The sequence below is a fragment of the Hoyosella sp. YIM 151337 genome (assembly GCF_026041215.1).
Lineage (GTDB): Bacteria > Actinomycetota > Actinomycetes > Mycobacteriales > Mycobacteriaceae > Hoyosella.
This window is the reverse complement of sequence record NZ_JAPEIQ010000022.1, coordinates 98,821-116,008: the sequence shown is the minus strand read 5'-3', so window position 1 is coordinate 116,008 and position 17,188 is coordinate 98,821. Positions and strand designations below refer to the sequence as shown.

The following is a 17,188-nucleotide window of genomic DNA, read 5'->3' as shown; positions in this document are numbered from 1 at the left end:
GTCAAGTGGTCAGACCAATGCTATTTAGATTCCCAGATCTGGACCAAATACGACTCATCGGTGACGTTCTCTGCCCAGCCGCGATTGGCTAAGCGGCCCTTGATGTGGATCCTGACGTGGTACGTACCAGGGCGGGGGCAAAGTGGCTGGGTGATGCCGGGTAGCAAATCTGCGGTTCCTGTCCAGAGGTAAAGCTCACCGGTCACAGAAGAAACATACGTATCAAAGACCTCGTCCCAGCCTTCACTGCAGGGAGCGGGTTCGCCGGTGAGGGTTTCTGCTCGAATCGAAACTAAACCGTTCTGGGCCCCGGTGCAGACAAAGATTATTTTCCCATCGGCAGCGGGCTCGATGCAGTCATCTGGGAGAATAGGAAACAATGGCGGACCGCTGGGTCTGTCCATTATCGTAAAACATCCCCAGGGGTCGCCGGAGTCTTCCTGAACAATACTCTCAGCCATAATCTCTCCACGGAATTAGTCTTCTGAACTGGTCTTACTTGCGCGACGGATCCGCACTCTTACATCTCGCCGAATGTGATCTCGCAGAATTCTGCATCGGCATCGATCGCGTCACCTGAGAAACGTGATCCCCTTCGAATAAAGAAAATCACGCCGAGCTCTGCAGTGTTACCCGCAGTGCGTTCCAGACAATGCCATGTGTGCCCGACGACGGTGGGGCGTCTCTCAGCAGCATCGTCGGACCTTGGTAATCCATGACACTCCATCCCCTCTCAGGCATGGGTGCTTCTATGCGGCGGTACAGCGTCGCGCGCTCGAGTACTAAGGCCCGGCCGACGGGCGTCGAGCGATAGTCCATCCACAAGTACCGATCCCACACCAGGCATCCCGTCAGGGTCGTTTCCCCGATCACATCGACGTATGGCGGGATCATCGTTTGGAATCCATCGGCGAGGTGTGCGATTCGTTCTTGCTGTCCAGCGATCGTTGTTTCCTCGACTCGAGCCCCGATCTCGCACACGATGTCTGCAGGCAGATCCATCATGGTGGGAGTCGCCCAGTACGTCGCTGGTTCGCACACGTCTCCCACACTGGGAACGTCCGGGAACGGCTCGAGATCCTCAAGCATCCACAGCGTCGTCACAGCACCGCCCTCGATTGCTATAGGCGCAGCCCTAGCAGCGCGTTCTCCACGACCTCAGCGATCGCGGGGTGAATCCACAGTTGCTTCCGCGCGATCTCGCGCGGCGGGGTACCAAAAACCATGCCCTGGATCAGTGGCTGAATCGCAGTTGTCGCGTGCGTACCAATGAGGTGCGCACCAACCAGGCGTCCAGTGGCGCGATCAGCGAGCACCTTGCAGAAACCCGGTGCATCCTCTGTCGCCCAGCCGAAAGCCGTGTCCTTGTAATGGAAAACTGATTCAACGACATCGATACCGGCCTCCGAGGCTTGCTCCGTGGTCAGGCCGACAGTTGCGATCTGCGGTCGCGTGAAAACGCCCGAGGGAATGAAGCGGTGTTCCGCCGACATGGGAGAGTCCGGATTGAGCACATTGTGGGACACGACGCGGGCCTCGTAGTTCGCGAGATGTTTCAACTGCAGTGACGCGCACACGTCACCCAGTGCCCAGACGCCGCGCACTGACGTCTGCTGATAGTCATCCACCACGATCCGGCCATCAAGATGGGTCGAGATACCTGCGTCGTCGAGACCAAGGTTGTCCGAGTTCGGCCGGCGGCCGAGTGCGACGAGGACGGCATCCGCCGCGACGGTGTCCCCGCTATCAAGCACGACATCCACCGCGTTACTGTCGTTTTCTGGCGGGCAGACGGCATGGACAGTGGTGTTCAGCCGCACGTCCCAGCTTTTCTGCGCCACCTCGGTAAACAGCTGGGAGATCGCGGAATCGTGATGACGCAGCAGGCGCTCACCCCGCGCGATCATCGTGACTGAACTGCCGAGCGCGGAGAAAATGTGTGCAAACTCGGCGGCGATGAATCCACCACCGACGATGACAAGCCGTTGCGGAAACCGCTCGGCCCGCATGATGGTGTCCGATGTGTAGATGTGATCACCAGCGAACACTTCCGGCACGACGGGCCGCGCGCCCGTGGCGATGACGATCTGATCCGCGGTGATCCGGTGACCGCTGTCCAGTTCGAGCGCCTTCGGTCCGGTGAATCGGGCGCGCTCCGAAAAAACCGTGACGTTGGAGTTGTCGCGGCGAAACTGCTCGGCAGCTTCGGAATTGCTGTCGATACGGGTGAAAACGCGCTTCACGATCGCGGGCCAGTCCGCTCCGCGCATCTCGGCCTCGATACCGAAGCGCGCGGCGTCCTGAATCGCGGCTGCAATGTCAGCCGTGTAAGTGAACATCTTTGTCGGCACGCACCCGACGTTGAGGCATGTCCCGCCAAACTTGCCGGACTCGATGATCGCGACCGACTTGCCGGAGAATTTGCGGTTCGCGATCATGTTTCCCGAGCCAGCGCCGATGATGGCGATATCGAAGTTGCTGCGATGGTGCTCCATGCCAACCTCCTATCTGGGGCCGCGGGGTTCTCGGTGTCAGGACACGGTTACGGCAGCGGGTTCGTCGCTGGAAAGCCATGCCAAGAAAAGGTCGAGTTCCCGCAGGGCTGCATCTCGCGGGGCGGTCTTCGACAAGAAGACGTCGTGCCGGGCCTCAGGAATCGGCACGATCACTGTGCGGTTGCCCAGGCAGCCTGACCACCGCGCGATCTGTTTCACGTCGAGTACGCAGTCGGCCGCGTCGATCTCCGGCACATAATGCGGTGAGAACCACGTTCTGGCGGATCGCAGAACCAGTGACGGCACTCCCGTATCGAGCCCGCGCTGCAGCGTGAAATGACCGCGCCTAATTGCGCGCAGCCACCCGAACCGGGCCGCGTAGCCGCCGAGCGGCTTCCAGTCGAGGTTGTACTCCCACTCGCCGCTGCGGTCAGCATGCAGGCTCGTACCGTATCCGTCGAATTTCGCGTCCTGCGCGATTCGCATTGGCTGCACCCGCCCCACGGCTTCGATCGCGGCCGTGCCGATGCTGCGCAACCACCACGAACCCTGCATATCGAACCAGGGACTGTTGAGCGCCAAGCCGCGCACGCCCGCGCCCACCACCCCGCCCGGCTGCCTGTTGAGCCGGTCGAGCCACAGCGGCACGATCAGACCGCCCGTCGAGTGCGCAGACAACACAATGCGTTCGCCTGCCCGGCCGGGTGACTCCTTGCGAATGATGCGCAGCGCCTCGTTCAGTTCTTCGTCGTAAAACGCGAGATCAGTCACAAAGTGCGGGGTCAGCCCCGCCCGTTGTGACCGACCACACTTGCGCAGATCGAGCGCATAGAATTGATACCCCCGCGCTGCGAATGCTGCGGCGAGGTGGCGCTGGAAGAAATAGTCCGAATAGCCGTGAACATATAGTGCAGCGCCGTGAGGTGCGGGAACGCTCCCGGTGGGCGGTTTGTACCGAACCAGCGTCGCTACGATGTCACCTTCGCCGTCCGGGTCGGACCCAAGGTCGATCGTGTGCTGTTCGAAAGAATCCCCAAGGACATCAGCACGCCATGTCGTCACTCCCACACCCTATCGCGCATACTTCAGGGGAACATCCGGGGCAGGATGGTATGGCTGCGAGGGGTTACTCTGCGGTAGTACACAATGTCAGGGCAGGGGCCGACGGGCACCGAACGACCGGACAAGAAAGTTGAGTCCAGTGGCAAAACATGACGGGCGGAAGCGCGACGACTCTACAGGTCGCGCAGCGAACGGGACCGAGCAATCGGTGGACGTCGCGCTGATCGGTGCTGGAATTATGAGCGCCACGCTAGGCGCTCTTCTGAGCGAGCTCGAACCCAGCTGGTCGATATCTTTGTTTGAGCGACTCAACGCGGCCGCCGCGGAGAGCAGCGATCCCTGGAACAACGCCGGTACCGGACATTCCGCCCTGTGCGAGCTTAACTACACTCCCCAGCAGCCAGACGGCAGTGTATCCGTCGAAAAAGCCATCGATATCAACGAGCGCTTCCAGGTGTCCCGCCAGTACTGGGCGTACGCGGTGGACAAGGGGATCCTGGGCAAGCCGAAAGACTTCATCAACCCGATCCCGCACATGAGCTTTGTGCACGGCGAAGACAACGTGAAGTATCTTCGCGCGCGGTACGACGCGCTGGCGAGCCAGACCCTTTTCGAGGGGATGGAATACACCGAAGACAAGGATGAATTCGCACAGTGGGTGCCGCTGATGGCGAAGGGCCGCGACTACAGCGATCCGGTGGCGCTCAACAGATTTGACCTCGGCACCGACGTCGACTTCGGTGCCCTCACACGCCAGCTCCTTACCTACCTGGGGTCTGCGGGCTGCGACATCCGGTTCGGGCATGAGGTCCGCGATCTGACGAAGGAAAGCGACGGGCGCTGGAAGCTGTCGCTCGTTAATGTCCGCACCGGCGACAAGCGCATCGTGCGAGCCCGCTTCGTCTTCGTAGGAGCTGGTGGCGGTGCCCTTCCGTTGCTGCAGAAGTCTGGGATCAAGGAGATCCGCGGCTTCGGTGGGTTCCCGGTGAGCGGACAATTCCTGCGGTGCGTCAACCCCGACCTGATTGCCGGCCACAATGCGAAGGTGTACGGCAAGGCGCCGGCGGGCGCGCCGCCCATGTCTGTGCCTCACCTTGATACCCGCGTTATCAGCGGCGAGCGCGGCCTGCTGTTCGGCCCATACGCAGGCTGGACCCCGAAGTTCCTGAAGGAGGGTCATCTCACTGACCTCTTCACATCAGTAAAGCCGAACAATGTCTTCCAGATGATGAGTGTGGGTATTCACGAGATGGGACTCACCAAGTACCTCGTGCAGCAGGTCCTGCAATCTGAAGATGCGCGCACCGGTGCACTAGCCGAGTTCCTGCCGCAAGCAGACTCGGATGACTGGGAACTCATCACCGCCGGACAGCGCGTGCAGATGATCCGGCCGGGTAAAGAAACGAAGGGCACCCTCGAACTGGGCACGGCGATCGTTGCGGCTGAGGACGGGACTATCGCAGGTTTGCTCGGCGCTTCACCTGGCGCGTCGACCTGTGTTTCGGCAATGCTCGAGGTTTTGGAGCGGTGCTTCGCTGACCGCTACGCGAAATGGGAGCAAGACCTCCAAGGTGCTATCCCGTCGCTGGGCCGCTCCCTGAATGAACACCCGGACCTGTACAAGGAAGTCTGGGACTACAGCAACAAGGTGCTCAAGCTCACCGTGCAGGAGGACGACATCCCAGAGGCCCCGGAGGAGTCCGAGCCTGCGCTATGAGCAGCGAACCCCTCACTCACACCGCGCTGGCCGAGCCTCCAGGTTTTCCGTTCAGCGCGGTCGTCGGCCAGGATGAGTTGCGGCTCGCTCTCATACTGTGCGCTGTGCATCCCGGTATCGGTGGAGTGCTCGTCCGAGGTGAAAAGGGGACTGCGAAATCGACCGTGGTGCGGGCCCTCGCGAGACTGTTGCCGCCCGTCGCGGGTCCACAGGGAATGCGGCGGGCAACGCTCGTCGAACTGCCGGTGGGTGCCACGGAAGACCGGGTTGTCGGATCGATCGACCTTGAACGGGTTCTGCGTGACGGTGAACGCGCTTTTCAGCCAGGTCTATTAGCGCAGGCCCATGAAGGTGTCCTCTACGTCGATGAAGTGAATCTGCTGCATGATCACCTCGTTGACGTCCTGCTCGACGCGGCTGCGATGGGCCGCGTCCACGTCGAGCGCGACGGCTTCTCGCACACGCACGAGGCGCGCTTCGTCCTCGTGGGAACGATGAATCCGGAAGAAGGCGAACTCCGGCCGCAACTCCTCGACCGATTCGGGCTCACCGTCGACGTCGCTGCGTCCCGTGATGTCGGCGTGCGCGCTGAAGTGATCCGGCGGCGCCTCGACTACGAGCGTGACCCCGATGCGTTCGCTGTGCGTTTCGACTCAGAAGACATCGCGCTCGCAGAACGCATTGCAGCCGCAAAAAACGCACTCCACCAGGTGGAATTGCCCGACCGCGAGGTTCGGCGGATCGCGTCACTGTGCGCGGCGTTCGGTGTCGACGGCATGCGTGCCGACCTGGTTATGGCACGAACCGCCATGGCGCACGCGGCGTGGCGCGGTGATCGTGAGGTCACCGAAGAAGACGTTCGCGCGGCTGCCGAACTGGCGCTGCCGCACCGGCGCCGCCGGGATCCCTTCGATGAACCAGGCCTGGATCAGGAACAGCTCGACGAGGCGATGACGAACGCCGCAGCGGAAGCCGGCGACGACGACCCGGATCCTGACGATCCGCCGCCGGGTGGTAGCCACGACCACGGCACCGAGCCTGGTTTGGAACACACCACTGGCTCGGAAGAGGACAGCGGTGCCACAGATTCTCCCGCCGCGCAGGGGCCGTCCCGTGAGCGCGACGCGGCACCGCCGGCGTCGGCGTTTCGCGCTCGGCTGCTCGAGGTGCCAGGCACAGGTGAGGGCGCCCCGGGCCGCAGATCGCGTGCCCGCGCACAGCGAGGCCGCATCGTCCGGGCAACCCCGTTCGCGGGGAGTTCGCTGCACCTGCCCGCCACCGTCCTCGAGGCGGCGGCGAAACTTCCGGCGCGTGGTGGTTTCGCCGTGCGCCCGTCAGACCTCCGAGGGGCGGAGCATGAGGGGCGCGAAGGCAACCTTGTGATTTTCGCCGTCGACGCATCAGGCTCTATGGCCGCACGTGACCGCCTGGCTGCCGTGACAGGCGCTGTTGTGTCCCTGCTGCGCGACGCGTACCAGCGGCGCGACAAGGTAGCCGTGATCACTCTGCGTGGGCAGGCGGCAGAACTCGTATTGCCGCCGACGTCGTCGGTCGACATCGCCGTGCGCCGCCTAGGATCCTTGCGAACCGGTGGCCGCACCCCCCTCGCGGAAGGCCTGCTCAAGGCATGGGAGGTCGTGCGGCGCGAACGTATCCGTGATCCGCAGCGCCGGGCACTCATCGTGCTGCTCACCGACGGGCGCGCCACAGCCGGGACGGACCCTGTGCGCCGCGCCCAGCAGGCAGCGAGTGTGCTCGCGCGGGCAGGAATCGCGTCGGTGACGGTGGATTGCGAGCATGGCATGATCCGATTGGGGCTCGCGAGCGAACTTGCGGGTCATCTCCGGGGTGGTTACGTGCGACTCACGGAACTTTCTGCCGATGCGGTCACAGGCGTGGTCCGTGCGGCCGCGTAGCGCCCGCAGGTAATCCAGCTGGACGACGCTGATGAAAGGACGCTGATGCCGAAGGGGATGCCTGAAGCCGGCACGATCCCTGACGACGGGCTCACCACTCGCGAACGACGCAACCTGCCCGTGCTCGCCGTCCACACCGGTCCCGGCAAGGGCAAGTCCACCGCTGCTTTCGGGATGGCGCTGCGCGCCTGGAATCAGGGATTCAGCGTGGGCGTCTTCCAGTTCGTCAAAAGTGCGAAATGGCGCGTAGGTGAGGAAGCTGCGTTGCGCGCGCTAGGTGACGTGCACCAGACGACAGGCCAGGGTGGCCCCGTCGAGTGGCACAAAATGGGTGAAGGCTGGTCGTGGATCCGGAAACACGGCGATGAGATCGACCACGCCAGCGCGGCCCAGGAAGGGTGGCGCGAGATCCAGCGCAGGCTCGGCGCCGAAACCCACCGGTTCTACGTACTCGATGAGTTCACCTATCCGCTCAAATGGGGCTGGATCGACACCGCTGAAGTCGTCTCCACACTGCACGACCGCCCCGGCAAACAGCATGTCATCATCACGGGCCGTGACGCGCCGCAAGAACTCATTGACGCCGCCGACCTCGTCACCGAAATGACGAAAATCAAACACCCCATGGATGCCGGGCGCAAAGGCCAGCGGGGCATCGAGTGGTAACTCCTCCCGCAGTCGTTTTTGCTGCCCCCGCCTCCGGGAGCGGCAAGACGACGCTCACAACCGGGATCATGGCCGCGCTGCGCGACAGCGGCTACCAGGTGGCCCCCTTCAAAGTGGGGCCCGACTACATCGATCCTGGGTACCATTCCGCGGCCACCGGCAGGCCTGGGCGGAACCTCGATCCGGTGCTCACCAGCCCGGACCTCATCGGACCTCTCTTTCGGCACGGTGCACACGAGTGTGACATCGCGGTCATTGAGGGTGTGATGGGGCTCTTCGACGGGCGGATCGGGTCGGGTGACCTCGCCGAGGGGTCGACCGCCCAGATCGCAGCGCTGCTCGGTGCGCCGGTCGTGCTGATCGTCGATGTCCGGGGCCACAGTCAGTCTCTCGCGGCGCTGCTGCACGGATTCGCGACATTCGATAACCGCGTCCGAATCGCCGGCGTGATCCTGAACCAAGTCGGAAGCGACCGGCATGAGCAGGTTCTGCGCGAAGCATGTGACCGGGCCGGAATGGTGGTTCTCGGGGTGGTCCCGCGCAGCGACGACGTTTCGCTGCCGTCGCGTCATCTCGGGCTCGTCACAGCCACTGAGCACGGGGGGCGTGCGGACGCGGCGGTAGCTGCCATGAGTGCGCTCGCGCAGCGCTGTATCGATCTGGGTGCAGTGTGTCGGCTCGCCCGGTCCTCGGTGTCCGCTCAGCCGTGGGAGCCTGAGACAGCTCTTGCGGGCGGATACCATACGGGCGGCTTGCGTCCTTTGATCGCGGTCGCGGGCGGTCCAGCTTTCACCTTTCGCTACGCCGAACACGACGAACTGCTCCGCACAGCAGGCGGTGATATCGAGGTTTTCGACCCGCTGACCGACGAGTTGCCCCGCGGCACTGCCGGGATCATCATGCCGGGCGGTTTCCCCGAGTTGTACGCGGACGCACTCGCCGCAAACGCCCCTTTGCTGCGGCAGGTGCGCAGCGCGGCCGCGGCTGGTATTCCGATCATTGCCGAATGCGCGGGATTGCTTTACCTGTCCAGGATGGTCGAGGATTATCAGATGGCGGGCGTCATCGACTGTACGGCTGTGTTCGGAAAGCGGCTGGTACTTGGGTATCGCGATGCCGTCGCGCTGGCTGACTCCCTGATCTTCCGCGCAGGGGAACGCGTCACCGGGCATGAGTTTCACCGCACGTATCTCCGGGAGATCCCGGCAGCGCCCGCGTGGGGCTGGCGCGGTCACGGCGGGGACATGACGCGGGAGGGCTTCCTCAGCGAGTCGATTCACGCGTCGTACCTCCACCTGCATCCGGCGGGATTCCCTGAATCCGTCGGACGTTTCGTGGCTGCCGCACGTGCTGCGGCGGCACGCGCGACCGAATCAGGGAACGCGGCAGCGCGATGAACGTGCCGGCCGTTATCGCAGCGGCAGGCCTCGGGCTGTCGGCGCGGGCGCGAGCGGCGGATATCACAGCGATGCTGCGCGAGCTCGCCGGGCGGTCCGGAGTTGTGACATTCGACGCGGTAGCGACACTCGATCAGAGGCTGCACCTGCATGCGCTCAGCCAAGGAGTCCAGAGCTTCGGGCTGACCGCTGTCCAGGGATTCTCAGCGGCGGAACTCGATGACATCGCACTGCCAGGGGGGAGCGAGCGGATTGCGTCTCTCGTGGGAACCGCGAGCGTAGCTGAGGCCGCCGCGGTGCTCGCTGCGCTGCGCTGCGCCGAAACAGTAGCGCACACGCCGTTTGTTCTTGGCGCTGAATGCCAGCGGGAACGATGCTGGGATTCACCATGGGCGCATGCGGGGCAGCGCACGACCAGCGGTTCTGAGACAGCGGTGCGGACGTCTGAGCGAACCGGTGCACGAGCAGCGGCGCATTTTTGCGTGCACGTACGAGTACCCAAAATTATCGGCAATTTGGTTACCGGAGCCGTCGCGGTCGCGACGTGGCGCGCGGACGGCCCCGGCTAAGGCTTTGAGTGAGGCTGGCCGAGCCTGACGGTGACCGCCCGATTACTGTCTATAGGCGGCCAGTGGGGCGGACATTGAAGGAGCGCACGCATGACCGGAGACAATCCTGTGTATCTAGCGGGCCTTGGGCTCGCCGGTCGGCGGGTCGTTGTCGTAGGTGGTGGCTCCGTCGCCCAGCGCCGGGTGCCGTTGCTCGTGTCAGCTGGGGCCCACGTCGAGGTCATCACGCCGCAGGCGACCGCAGCAGTTGAAGGCATGGCGACGGCAGGTCACCTGAAGCTGACAATGCGCGCGTACGAACCGGGTGACCTTTCGGATGCGTGGTACGCGATTGCCTGTACGAACGACCCGGAAGTCAACGCCGCAGTCGTCGCGGAGGCGGACCGCAACAGAATCTTCTGCGTCCGTGCGGACAGCGCGCGCGACGGCACGGCTGTCACACCTGCCTCCACAACATACGAAGGGCTCACCGTCGGTGTCGTCGCGGGCGGTGACCACCGGCGGTCCGCGAACGTGCGCTCGGCGATTCTCGAAGCCCTGCAGTCGGGGGCGGTCCGCGACGACGACCCGGACCAGCGTCCGATCGGGGTCGCGCTGGTGGGCGGCGGACCGGGGGATCCTGACCTCATCACGGTGCGGGGCCGCAGGCTGCTCGCGCACGCAGACGTTGTAGTCGCTGACCGACTCGCACCCCCAGAACTCCTCGCTGAGCTCGGGCCGCACGTCGAGGTAATTGACGCGTCAAAGATCCCGTACGGGCGGGCGATGGCGCAGGAAGCGATCAACGAAACACTCATTTCCCGGGCACAAGCGGGGAAGTTCGTGGTGCGCCTGAAGGGTGGAGACCCCTATGTGTTCGGCCGCGGCTTCGAAGAGCTTCTCGCCTGCGCCGAAGCAGGGATCCCCGTCACCGTAGTGCCGGGGGTCACCAGCGCCATCGCGGTGCCCGCCGCTGCTGGTGTGCCGGTGACGCACCGCGGGGTTTCACATGAGTTCATCGTCGTCAGCGGCCACGTCCCGCCGGGCCATCCCCAATCGCTGACGGACTGGGACGCTCTCGGACGGCTGAAAGGCACCATCGTGCTCCTGATGGGGGTGGAGCGTATCGAGCAGTTCGCGGCCGCCCTGATGGCAGGGGGGCGTGCCCAGGACACCCCGGTAACTGTTGTGCAGGAGGGCACGACCCGCGGCCAGCGAGTTGTGCGAACGGTGCTTGATCGTGTCGCCGATGCGGTCAAACACGCGGATATACGGCCGCCCGCGATCACGGTGATCGGTCCTGTGGCGGGCCTCGCACCCGAAAACTGAAACGAATTACGGTTCAATGAACGATTGGTCAAGGAGAAGCCGTTTACCAACACGAAGGAGCCCGAAGCGTGGATGCTTCCACCGAAGCGAAGTATCGGCATGACGGGCGTGATGGGTCGGGTCCCGCGGATCGCTCCGGGCCTTCGGGTTCGGCTACTCTGGGGACTGATCCGGCGGAGGCCAGCGTGGGCGGAGGCAGTGACCTAGTGGTTCAGAAGGCTGCTGCGACTCAAGTCTTGGGCTGGGCAATCATCGTGCTCAGCGCATTGCAGCTGATGGTTGTCCTCGATGGCACTGTCGTGAATCTCGCACTCGCCCGGCTTCAGGACGACCTCGGGCTTTCGGACAGTGGCCGTACCTGGGTAGTAACGAGCTATGCCCTGGCCTTCGGCGGCCTGATGCTCCTCGGCGGCCGCCTCGGCGACACCTTCGGCCGCAAACGGATGTTCATCTTCGGCGTCGCGGTCTTCACATTCGCCTCGCTCATCGCCGGCCTCGCGACGACTGACCTCACGCTGATCGCCGCTCGTGTTCTGCAAGGCGCTGGCGCAGCAGTCGCCTCACCGACGGCTTTCGCACTCGTGGCAACGTCATTCGCGCCCGGGCCGGTCCGCAACCAGGCGTTCGCGATTTTCGCCATGATGACCGGTCTGGGGTCGGTATCAGGATTGCTGCTCGGCGGGGCGCTTACTGAGATCTCCTGGCGCTGGATCTTCCTTGTCAATATCCCGGTTGGCCTGCTCATTGTGTACAAGGCGCGGACCGCGCTGCCGGAATCACAGGGGCCGCGGCGCAGCCTCGATGTGCCGGGCGCGATTCTGGCGACGGCGGGCTGCACGGCAGTGGTGTACGGACTGCAGCACGGCGCCGAGTCGGGCTGGGATTCCGTCGCGGTCACTGTGGCTCTCGCACTGGGTGCCGTGTTGCTCGTCGCGTTCTTGTTTGCGGAACGAAATGCCAAGAATCCGCTGCTCCCGTTCATCTTGTTCCGCAACCGTGACCGGGTGGCGACCTTTGCCGCGATCATGATTGCCGGTGCGATCACGATGTGCATGGCTGTGTTCATTGCGCTGTTCGTGCAAGATGTGCTTCTGTTCAGCCCGCTGCAGGCAGGGCTGTCTTTTGTGCCGTTCGCGTTTGCGCTGGGGATCAGTGCGCAGATCGCGTCGAAACTTGCCGTGCGCTATCAGCCCCGCTGGCTCATCGCAACGGGCGGTCTGCTCGTCGCCGCCGGCCTCGGCTATGCCTCGACGATGACGGAATCGTCCACGTACTTCCCGGATCTGTTTATCCCGATTCTCGTCGTCGGGTCCGGCATCGGCATGAGCGTCGTCCCACTGACGCTTTGCGCGGTTGCGGGCGTGCGATCAAGCGAAATCGGCCCGCTCACCGCGATTGCACTTGTGGCGCAAACGCTTGGCGGTGCGCTCGGCCTCGGTGCGGTGGGCGCGCTGGCGACAGCACGCACGCTGTCACTGGGTGGGTCGACAGGCCCCGCGAGTGCGATGAACAGCGCCGAGCTGCAGGCCCTCGGACAGGGATACATGTTCGCGCTGTTCGTTGCCGCGATGCTTGCCGTGTTGCTTGCCGTCATTGTCGCGGTCTGGATGCGCTTTACGCCGGCGCAAGTGGCGCAAGGACGCGTCGCGCAAGATTCCGCACACAACGACGCAGCCGCCTAAGCCTCACCCCGTGAGGATGAGCAGTTCCCGGTCGCTAGCGATTTCCACTTTGAGCCCGGCGCGTGACGCGACCCGAGCCACCGCTGTGAGGTTCTGCGGTTCTGCGCGGGTAGTCGCGAGCGCGCGGGCGAGCAAGCCCTTGTGATGTTTGTTGAAGTGACTGACAACCTTGCGCGTACCATCGGCTTGCTCGGTCAGGACGGTGGCTGTGATCGCTCCGTCGACTGGGCCGAGTGCGGAGTACCCGCCTGAGCGCAGATCAACGACAAGTCCGGAATCCGCGCCGTGCAGCGCGTCGCTGAGAAGCGGTCGCCACATCGAGCGCAGAGATCCGAGCCCAGGTAGCTTCGACCCCGCTGACAGGCGATAGCAGGGGATGAGGTCGTCGGCACCAACAACCCCAAACAGTGCTGAGCCGATTGCGATGCGCTCGTCCGCGCGTCCGCGCTGGGAGAGCGTCATAGCTCCCGCGTCGAGCGCGTCATACAACACGCCGGTGTAGCGGTCTAGCGCGGGCATGGTGGGGGCAGTGCGCAGAACGACGTTGCGTTCCGCCTCGCCGAGCTGCTTCGGGCCTAGCTTGAGAGCGGCAGCCGCAGCCTGGGGCGATGCGGACACTGACATCAGCGCGTCGAGCACCATCTCACGCACTCTCGTAAGGGACGGCAGGAACAGATGGTCGAGCCGAAGGGGTGGACCATCACCACCAGTTGCTTTGGTTTCGGAGGGAGGCAGCAGGATCAGCACGGCGAACCAGCTTAGCGTTCTTTGCGCTGCAGTCGTGGCCAGTCGTGTTTCAACGGGCAAACACGATAGTCTTGCTCCCCGTGATCACCCGTTTGTCTCAGCTGTTCCTCCGCACGCTCCGCGACGACCCTGCCGACGCCGAGGTGCCAAGTCACAAGTTGCTCGTACGCGCCGGGTATATCCGGCGCGTCGCGCCGGGTGTGTATTCGTGGCTCCCGCTTGGCTTGCGCGTGCTGCGCGAAGTCGAGCGTGTGGTGCGTGAGGAAATGGACGCGATGGGCGGGCAGGAAATCTCGCTGCCCGCACTGCTGCCGCGCGAGCCGTATGAGGCGACGAACCGGTGGACCGAGTACGGTGACGCACTGTTTAGGCTCAAGGACCGGAAAAAGACCGATTATCTGCTCGGCCCGACGCACGAAGAGATTTTCGCTCTCACGGTCAAAGGGGAGTACTCGTCGTACAAGGATTTGCCTGTCATCCTCTACCAGATCCAGACGAAGTACCGCGACGAAGAACGTCCCCGCGCCGGCATCCTTCGCGGCCGGGAATTCGTGATGAAGGATTCGTACTCGTTCGATGTGACCGATGCGGGCCTCGCTGAGTCCTATGCGCGGCATCGCGCCGCCTACCAGCGGATCTTCGACCGGCTCGGGCTGAAGTACGTTATCGTCGCGGCAACGTCAGGTGCGATGGGCGGGAGCGCTTCCGAGGAGTTTCTCGCGGAGAGTCCAGTGGGCGAAGACACTTTTGTGCGCTGTTTGGAATCCGGCTACGCGGCCAACGTGGAAGCCGTCACCACACCGCCACCATCGGCGCAGCCTTTTGGCGATGTTCCGGCGGCGAAGGTATTCGATACGCCCGGCACGCCGACTATCGCCACGCTCGTTGAGTGGGCTAACGGCCAGCCCGAGGTGACGGAGCGGCTCGGTCGTGCCGCCACTGCCGCCGATACGCTGAAGAACGTCATGGTGCGCGTGCGGGAGCCGGGCGGTAAGTGGGAGTTGCTCGCGATCGGTGTCCCGGGTGACCGCGCGGTTGACGAGAAACGACTCGAGGCTGCGATCGCACCGGCAGAATTCGAGGTCCTCGATGATTTCGCCGCCTACCCCTTCTTGGTAAAGGGGTACATCGGGCCGAGGGCTCTGATCGCGAACAAGGTGCGGTATCTCGTCGACCCGCGCATCGTGACAGGCACGCGCTGGATCACGGGCGCGGACGAGCACGGCAAACACATCGTCGATCTCGTCATGGGGCGTGATTTCACCGCTGACGGCACGATCGAGGCCGCAGAGGTCCGCGACGGTGATCCATCCCCGGATGGCAAGGGCGAGCTCGTGTCGGCGCGCGGAATTGAGATCGGCCATATCTTCCAGCTCGGGCGTAAGTACACCAACGCGTTCGATCTCGATGTCCTCGACGAGAACGGGAAACCCGCAAGGGTCACCATGGGGTCGTACGGCATCGGCGTGTCTCGCCTCGTCGCGGTGCTAGCTGAGCAAATGCATGACGACAAAGGTCTTCGGTGGCCACGGGAAGCGGCGCCTGCGGACGTGCACGTTGTGATCGCGAACAAAGACGCCGCGGCGTGGGAGGGCGCTGAGAAAATCGCTGCCGAACTCGATTCGGCGGGGTTGCGCGTAATCCTGGATGACCGCAAAGCCTCACCGGGCGTGAAGTTCAAAGACGCCGAACTGCTCGGTATTCCCCGCATCGCAGTCGTCGGCCGAGGATGGGCGAACGGTGTGGTCGAGTTGCGGGACCGAAACGCCGGCGAGAGCCGCGAAGTGTCGGCAGACGACGTGGTGTCTGCGCTGACGCAGAGCCGCTGAGCCAGAGAGCCCACCGCCCACCGCCGATTCGGGGCATGATCGGTATATGGCCAGAAACGATCATCCCCCGGGCACGCCAGCGGAGTTCGACGCAGTCGAGGAGTTTCTTACCGCCACGCTCGTGCCGGGGTGCCGACATGCGGGGCGTCATCGAGCGAGCTGATGCGGCGGGTCTCCCCAGGATCGAGGTGATGCCGAATCACGGCAAATTCCTGCAATTGCTCGCTCAGCTCAAGGGCGCGCGCCGGGTTCTCGAAATCGGAACTCTCGGTGGCTACAGCACGATCTGGCTGGCGCGCGGCATCGAAGCGGGCGGGAAGGTGGTTTCACTCGAACTCGATCCAAGGCACGCGGAAGTGGCACGCGAGAGCATTGCCGCAGCGGGTGTAGCGAATCGGGTCGAAGTGTGTGTCGGCCCCGCGAGTGAACTCCTCGCAGAGTTGACGGAATCGGGAGTTGAACCCTTCGACCTCGTGTTCATCGATGCGGACAAGGAGAACATCGGCGTATACGTTGACGCGGCGGTCACGCTGGCCCGGCCGGGCACGGTAATTGTCCTGGACAACGCCGTGTGGCACGGCGCGATCCTCGATCCCCAGGATGACGCTGCGCGCGGGGTGCGGAGCGGACTGGAAGCGATTGGAGCGCATCCGCGGCTGCAGGCGACAGCGCTGCAAACTGTCGGGTCTAAAGGGTGGGACGGGTTCGCGCTTGCGGTGGTCACCGAATAACCGATGTCCGGCTCAGTCGGGCTGACCCGGGAACACGTCGACACGTGGCGTAATGCTCAACACGTCGCGCCACCCGGCGATTCGGAGCGTGCACTCAGCGAGCGCGGCTACCGCGAGTTCACGCAGTGCTGGCGACTCGGCGCGTTCAGCGACTGACCTCCATGCTGCCGAGCATTCGCCCTCCGCAACCAGGGCGAGCTCAGCTGCAGTGGCTGGCGAATCGACAGTGAGCGGCAGCGTGTATGCCGCAGCGGCGACTGGCGCCGGGCCGCCCGCCGCGGTGAGAAGCGTGATTAGCAGGTCGCGACGGAAACGGTGCTCCTCCGCTCCAGCCGCGGCGAACGCGCGGCGTTCAGGCAGGCTGAAGGCGGTGGTAACGCCGTAGCTGAAGATGGCGGCGTGCTCGCGTTCAAGTGCTGCGGCCAGCGCGGCGACGTCTGCGTCGCTGGTTTCGGCGGCGCCGGCCGGTGCGCGAACCGGCGGCGGTGGAGTCTCGGTGAGGAGCGCGACGTGGGTGGCGCAATTCGCGCTGATTGCGGCGAGGAGTCCGGCGCGGTAGCCGGACAGGACGGCAGTGGCGCTGGCGCTCGCTTCTGCGCTTTCGCTGAGTTCGGATGCCAGAACGGTGACGCTCACCGGGGCTGGCTGTAGCGTGCCGCGAGGGTCGCTGGTGTCTGCAGCCGGTTCTTCGGCCGTCGCCGTTGCGTCGGGGCCGGCTACTCGCTGAACTTCCGCGTCGAGGGCACGCGCATGCGCGCCGCGCTGAGCTGCGATGGCAGTAAGCAGCGCAGCGTCTTCCGGGTGTCCCGGAATCGCCGCGAGCGCGCTTTGCGCGTCACGCGCGGCGAGGTCGCGAAGCTTGATCAGTGGGTCCGGAGTGGACTCCTCGGTCCTGGCCACCGTGCATCCCGATATTCCTGGCAGCGCTGTGCTCAGGGCGGTCAGCGCCGCGAGCTGGAAAACCCGGCGCCGAGAGACGGCGGGGGATTGATTCGGGACACGCACACGATCATCCTGCCATCAGTGGCACGTTAAGCTTGTTCACCAACGGTACGACGGGTCGCTGTTA

General features: G+C 64.2%; 15 protein-coding genes. 9 read left to right on the top strand and 6 right to left on the bottom strand.

The window, feature by feature from the left end; translation table 11 throughout:
- Positions 1-20 precede the first annotated feature (20 nt).
- The 4 genes from ONR57_RS11435 to ONR57_RS11420 form a co-directional block, all read right to left on the bottom strand.
- Entirely contained in the window at positions 21-461 is a 441-nt protein-coding gene (locus ONR57_RS11435; protein ID WP_265123500.1) for a hypothetical protein, read from the bottom strand.
- 148 nt (positions 462-609) lie between these two features.
- The gene (locus ONR57_RS11430; RefSeq protein ID WP_265123499.1) at positions 610-1,104 is read right to left on the bottom strand and encodes a hypothetical protein; all 495 of its coding nucleotides are present in this window, start codon (positions 1,102-1,104) and stop codon (positions 610-612) included.
- Positions 1,105-1,121: 17 nt separating this feature from the next.
- A complete protein-coding gene (locus ONR57_RS11425) occupies positions 1,122-2,495 on the bottom strand; it encodes a mycothione reductase (protein ID WP_265123498.1) in 1,374 nt (457 codons plus the stop codon).
- 36 nt (positions 2,496-2,531) lie between these two features.
- Positions 2,532-3,557, bottom strand: coding sequence for an alpha/beta hydrolase (locus tag ONR57_RS11420; RefSeq protein WP_265123496.1), 1,026 nt, complete (start codon positions 3,555-3,557; stop codon positions 2,532-2,534).
- Positions 3,558-3,696: 139 nt separating this feature from the next.
- On the opposite strand from ONR57_RS11420, the gene mqo reads away from it, so the two are divergent.
- The 7 genes from mqo to ONR57_RS11385 all read left to right on the top strand — a co-directional run bounded on the left by mqo (position 3,697) and on the right by ONR57_RS11385 (position 12,812).
- Positions 3,697-5,274 carry a malate dehydrogenase (quinone) gene (gene mqo / locus ONR57_RS11415; RefSeq protein WP_265123494.1) on the top strand — a complete coding sequence of 526 codons (1,578 nt, stop codon included), beginning with the start codon at positions 3,697-3,699 and terminating at the stop codon, positions 5,272-5,274.
- Positions 5,271-7,190 (top strand): magnesium chelatase subunit D family protein, encoded by a 1,920-nt coding sequence (locus tag ONR57_RS11410; protein WP_265123492.1) that lies wholly within the window; start codon positions 5,271-5,273, stop codon positions 7,188-7,190. The genes mqo and ONR57_RS11410 overlap by 4 nt, the downstream gene beginning before the upstream one ends.
- A gap of 45 nt (positions 7,191-7,235) precedes the next feature.
- Positions 7,236-7,856 (top strand): cob(I)yrinic acid a,c-diamide adenosyltransferase, encoded by a 621-nt coding sequence (gene cobO, locus ONR57_RS11405; RefSeq protein WP_265123490.1) that lies wholly within the window; start codon positions 7,236-7,238, stop codon positions 7,854-7,856.
- Positions 7,850-9,253 carry a cobyrinate a,c-diamide synthase gene (locus tag ONR57_RS11400; RefSeq protein WP_265123489.1) on the top strand — a complete coding sequence of 468 codons (1,404 nt, stop codon included), beginning with the start codon at positions 7,850-7,852 and terminating at the stop codon, positions 9,251-9,253. The genes cobO and ONR57_RS11400 overlap by 7 nt, the downstream gene beginning before the upstream one ends.
- Positions 9,250-9,822, top strand: coding sequence for a cobalamin biosynthesis protein (locus tag ONR57_RS11395; protein ID WP_265123487.1), 573 nt, complete (start codon positions 9,250-9,252; stop codon positions 9,820-9,822). The genes ONR57_RS11400 and ONR57_RS11395 overlap by 4 nt, the downstream gene beginning before the upstream one ends.
- A gap of 90 nt (positions 9,823-9,912) precedes the next feature.
- Positions 9,913-11,130 carry a uroporphyrinogen-III C-methyltransferase gene (gene cobA / locus ONR57_RS11390; protein ID WP_265123486.1) on the top strand — a complete coding sequence of 406 codons (1,218 nt, stop codon included), beginning with the start codon at positions 9,913-9,915 and terminating at the stop codon, positions 11,128-11,130.
- 185 nt (positions 11,131-11,315) lie between these two features.
- Complete coding sequence (locus tag ONR57_RS11385) at positions 11,316-12,812, top strand: MFS transporter (protein ID WP_374116436.1); 1,497 nt, start codon at positions 11,316-11,318, stop codon at positions 12,810-12,812.
- Positions 12,813-12,815: 3 nt separating this feature from the next.
- Here the strand turns inward: ONR57_RS11385 and yaaA are convergent, their stop codons facing one another.
- A complete protein-coding gene (yaaA, locus tag ONR57_RS11380) occupies positions 12,816-13,559 on the bottom strand; it encodes a peroxide stress protein YaaA (RefSeq protein WP_265123485.1) in 744 nt (247 codons plus the stop codon).
- An 80-nt stretch (positions 13,560-13,639) separates the two neighbouring features.
- Between yaaA and ONR57_RS11375 the strand changes: the two genes are divergently transcribed.
- Entirely contained in the window at positions 13,640-15,388 is a 1,749-nt protein-coding gene (locus tag ONR57_RS11375; RefSeq protein ID WP_265123484.1) for a proline--tRNA ligase, read from the top strand.
- A 137-nt stretch (positions 15,389-15,525) separates the two neighbouring features.
- Positions 15,526-16,119, top strand: coding sequence for an O-methyltransferase (locus tag ONR57_RS11370; protein ID WP_308198683.1), 594 nt, complete (start codon positions 15,526-15,528; stop codon positions 16,117-16,119).
- A gap of 12 nt (positions 16,120-16,131) precedes the next feature.
- On the opposite strand, the gene ONR57_RS23320 is transcribed toward ONR57_RS11370, so the two are convergent.
- A complete protein-coding gene (locus ONR57_RS23320) occupies positions 16,132-17,124 on the bottom strand; it encodes a ferritin-like domain-containing protein (RefSeq protein ID WP_265123483.1) in 993 nt (330 codons plus the stop codon).
- Positions 17,125-17,188 lie beyond the last annotated feature (64 nt).

Coding starts and splice junctions, on each gene's coding strand:
- ONR57_RS11435 (WP_265123500.1), bottom strand. CDS start 461: ATGGCTGAGAGTATTGTTCAGGAAGACTCCGGCGACCCCTGGGGATGT.
- ONR57_RS11425 (WP_265123498.1), bottom strand. CDS start 2,495: ATGGAGCACCATCGCAGCAACTTCGATATCGCCATCATCGGCGCTGGC.
- ONR57_RS11410 (WP_265123492.1), top strand. CDS start 5,271: ATGAGCAGCGAACCCCTCACTCACACCGCGCTGGCCGAGCCTCCAGGT.
- cobO (WP_265123490.1), top strand. CDS start 7,236: ATGCCGAAGGGGATGCCTGAAGCCGGCACGATCCCTGACGACGGGCTC.
- ONR57_RS11395 (WP_265123487.1), top strand. CDS start 9,250: ATGAACGTGCCGGCCGTTATCGCAGCGGCAGGCCTCGGGCTGTCGGCG.
- cobA (WP_265123486.1), top strand. CDS start 9,913: ATGACCGGAGACAATCCTGTGTATCTAGCGGGCCTTGGGCTCGCCGGT.
- ONR57_RS11370 (WP_308198683.1), top strand. CDS start 15,526: ATGCGGGGCGTCATCGAGCGAGCTGATGCGGCGGGTCTCCCCAGGATC.